The 3,295-nt window shown below is 64.7% G+C and carries 4 protein-coding genes; 1 reads left to right on the top strand and 3 read right to left on the bottom strand.

All coding sequences use genetic code 11. From position 1 onward, the window contains the following. A partial coding sequence (locus ACE3OO_RS20075; protein WP_374305857.1) for an RsmB/NOP family class I SAM-dependent RNA methyltransferase occupies positions 1-842 on the top strand: 842 nt, incomplete at its 5' end. Here the strand turns inward: ACE3OO_RS20075 and ACE3OO_RS20080 are convergent. The 3 genes from ACE3OO_RS20080 to ACE3OO_RS20090 all read right to left on the bottom strand — a co-directional run. Then, complete coding sequence (locus ACE3OO_RS20080; protein ID WP_374305859.1) at positions 789-1,694, bottom strand: DMT family transporter; 906 nt, start codon at positions 1,692-1,694, stop codon at positions 789-791. The genes ACE3OO_RS20075 and ACE3OO_RS20080 overlap by 54 nt on opposite strands. 258 nt (positions 1,695-1,952) lie before the next feature. Continuing rightward, the gene (locus tag ACE3OO_RS20085) at positions 1,953-2,693 is read right to left on the bottom strand and encodes a type 1 glutamine amidotransferase (RefSeq protein WP_374305861.1); all 741 of its coding nucleotides are present in this window, start codon (positions 2,691-2,693) and stop codon (positions 1,953-1,955) included. A 114-nt stretch (positions 2,694-2,807) separates the two neighbouring features. Continuing rightward, positions 2,808-3,295: metal ABC transporter permease (locus tag ACE3OO_RS20090; protein WP_374305863.1), on the bottom strand; the 488-nt coding region annotated here is incomplete at its 5' end.

The following is a 3,295-nucleotide window of genomic DNA, read 5'->3' on the forward strand; positions in this document are numbered from 1 at the left end:
CGCTGGAAGCCCTGGCGGCGGCCGACATCAAGGCTGCACCCACCAATCTGTCGCCGCTCGGCATCCGCGTCGAGGGCAGGCCGCCGATGGGCGCCTTGAAATGCTTCCAGGACGGGCTCATCGAGGTGCAGGACGAAGGCTCGCAGCTGGCGGCCCTCCTTGTCGATGCAAGGCCAGGCCAGCGCGTGGTGGATTTCTGCGCTGGCGCCGGCGGCAAGACGCTGGCGATTGCCGCCGCAATGAAGAACAAAGGCAAGATCGTTGCCTGCGATACGCTCAAAGGCCGCGTCGAACGCGCCGGCGACCGCCTGAAGCGCGCTGGCGCCTTCAATGTCGAACGCAAGGGCCTGGAAAGCGAGCGCGATCCCTGGGTGAAGCGCCATGCCGGCAGCTTCGACCGCGTGCTGGTCGACGCGCCCTGTTCCGGCACCGGCACCTGGCGCCGCAACCCGGATGCCAAATGGCGCCTGGAACGCGAAGACCTGCCGCGCCTGGTAGCGCTCCAGGCCAGCATCCTCGATTCCGCGCAGCGCCTGGTGAAGCCGGGCGGGCGGCTCGTCTATGCGACCTGCTCGCTGCTGGGCGAGGAGAATGACGGCCAGGTCGAAACCTTCCTGGCCAGCCATCCGGATTTCACCCGCATCCCCGTCGCCGATGTCTGGCGCGAGGTGATCGGCACCGATTGCCCGGCTGAAGGTCCCACCCTGTCGCTCACCCCCTTGCGCCATGGCACCGACGGCTTCTTCGTCGCCATCATGGAGAGGAAGGCCGCAATTCCGGCGACGGAGTCAGGCGGGTCGCAGGACGCGCCAAATCCTGCCGTCGATGCTGACCAGGCCTGAAGCGATGAGTGCCATGCCGGCGAGGTGATGCGGTTCCACCACCTCCCCAAGGAACAGCAGGCCCAGCATCAGTGCACTCACCGGGATCAGCAGCGTCACCAGCGAAAGATTGGTGGAACCGGCGCGTTTCAGGATGCGGAAGAAGATCACGTAAGCAAGTGCCGTCGAGAGCAAGGCCAGCCCGATGATGGCGAGTGCCGGTTCCAAGCCGGGTAAGCCCAGTTTCCAGGGCTGATTGAGGAGCAGCACCGGCAACAGCAGCAGGCAGGATGAACCGGTGAGCTGGCCGCTTGCCACCACCAAAGGCGGCCGGTCGCGAAAACGCCGGCCGAACACGCCGGCAAAACCATAAGAGAGCGCTGCCCCCAGCACGGCAAGCTCCGCCGCGATATGGCTGCCGGCACCGCTAAGTACCTCGCTGCCGATCATCACCGCAACGCCGGCCATGCCGCACAGCACGCCGACGATTTTCGTGAAACCTGCGCGCTCATCCTTGGTGAAAAGATGCGCCACCAGCACGGTGAAGAGCGGCGTCGTTGCATTGAGGATCGACGCCAATCCCGCCCCGATCGCCTGCTGGCCCCAGAAGATGAGGCCGAAGGGAATAGCGTTGTTGAGCAGCCCCATGATGAAGGCGTCGCGCCAGAAACCGAAATCGCGTGGCACGTCGATCCGCAGGCTAAGACGCACCAGATGCAGCGCCGCCGCCGCCAGCGCCACGCGCAACAGGGCCACGGTAAGCGGCGGCACACTGACCACCGCGATCTTGGCGAAAAAGAAACTGCCGCCCCAAAGCAGCGACAACAGAATCAGCAGCCCCCATTCCTGGGCGCCCATGCGCGGTGCGGTCATGTGCAAAATCCTTCAATGAACCGCGCGGAGATATGACGGGAATGCGCCTGCGGCGCTATCCGGGGATTGCGGTGAGGTGGTGCGGCGGTGAGATACCCCCTCCGTGCTTCTCATTGGCAACACGCCGATCGCATTTGCCCAAACTCGTCATGCCCGGGCTTGACCCGGGCATCCAGTCCATCAACCGCACCACTGGATCCCCGGGTCTTCGCCCGGGGATGACGAACTATGGAAAGCCATGAGTTGAGTGCCGGCGCGTCAAGCCGCCCGCGCCTGCCGTCTTGCCTTCACCAGTTCCGCCCAACGCCCGCCGACCACGCGGCAGAATTCGTTAGCGTCGCGGGCGTGCCGCTTGAACTCGGCGCGGGCGCGGTCGATGGCTTGTCTGCCTTCCACCTCGCCGAGCTTGCCGATGATGACGTGATTGAAATTCTCGATCCAGCTGGTCGCATGATCGAGCGAGACCTCGAAATGGCATTGGAAGCCATAGGCCGTGTCGCCATAGCGGAAGGCCTGGTTGGCGGTGGTAGCCCCCGTCATCAGGCGCACGGCACCGTCGGGCAGGCCGAACGTGTCCTCATGCCATTGCAGGATGTGCTGGCGTGGGCTGAGGCCGCCCAGCAGCTTGTCCTGCTGGCCCTCCGCCGTGATGTCGATTGGCAGATAGCCGTACTCGAAAAAATCGTTGACCCGCACACGGGCGCCGAAGGTGCGCGCCAGCAGCTGGCCGCCAAGGCACAGGCCGAGCAGCGGCTTCCCTTGGTCATGGAAGGCACCGAGGAGATCGCAAATCGGCCCGAAGGCCGGATAGTCGGCATCGTTATGGGCATGCTGCGGCCCGCCCAGCACCACCGCGCCGTCGAATCCGTCCGTGCTGTCAGGCAGATCCACGCCGTGATGCGGTTCCGTCGTCACCAATTCGGCACCCGCCGCCTTGAGATGCTCGCCCAGCAGCGAGACATGGGATGTGGGTTCGTTTTGAATCACCAGCACGCGCATCTTTGATCTCTCTTCGCCCGGAATGATGGGCGGATCATGCGGAATGGAACGATCGGACACAAGTGCGGGGCAATGCATGGCACGCATGACGGCTCAGCCCTTAAGGCGAGGCATTCAATGCTGCAGGTGCGCACCCGGGAAGAGCCGGCGCAGAAGCCCGCCATTTCGCCCGAAGATGACTGAGACGAAATAGCAGAACCCCGCCATCAGCACGATGGCCGGTCCCGGCGGCAGGTCGAGATGGTATGAGCCGAGGAGACCGAGCAACCCGGCTGCCAAGGCGAGCGAACTGGCCAATGCGATCATGCTGGCGACCGACCGCGCCCAGAAGCGCGCAGCGGCCGCAGGCAGGATCATGAGCCCCACCGCCATCAACGTCCCCAGCGCCTGGATGGCGGCCACCAGGTTGAGCACGATGAGGATGAGAAAGACCATATGCGCCAGCGCTCCATGGCCGCCGACCGCGCGCAGGAACAGCGGGTCGAAACATTCCACGACCAGCGTGCGATAGATGATGGCGAAAGCGATGAGCGACAGGATGGCGGTCGCCACCACCAGGATCAGCCCGTCGCTGCCGATCGAGAGCAGCGATCCGAAGAGGA

It is taken from the genome of Ferrovibrio sp. (assembly GCF_041906005.1).
Classification (GTDB): Bacteria; Pseudomonadota; Alphaproteobacteria; order Ferrovibrionales; family Ferrovibrionaceae; genus Ferrovibrio.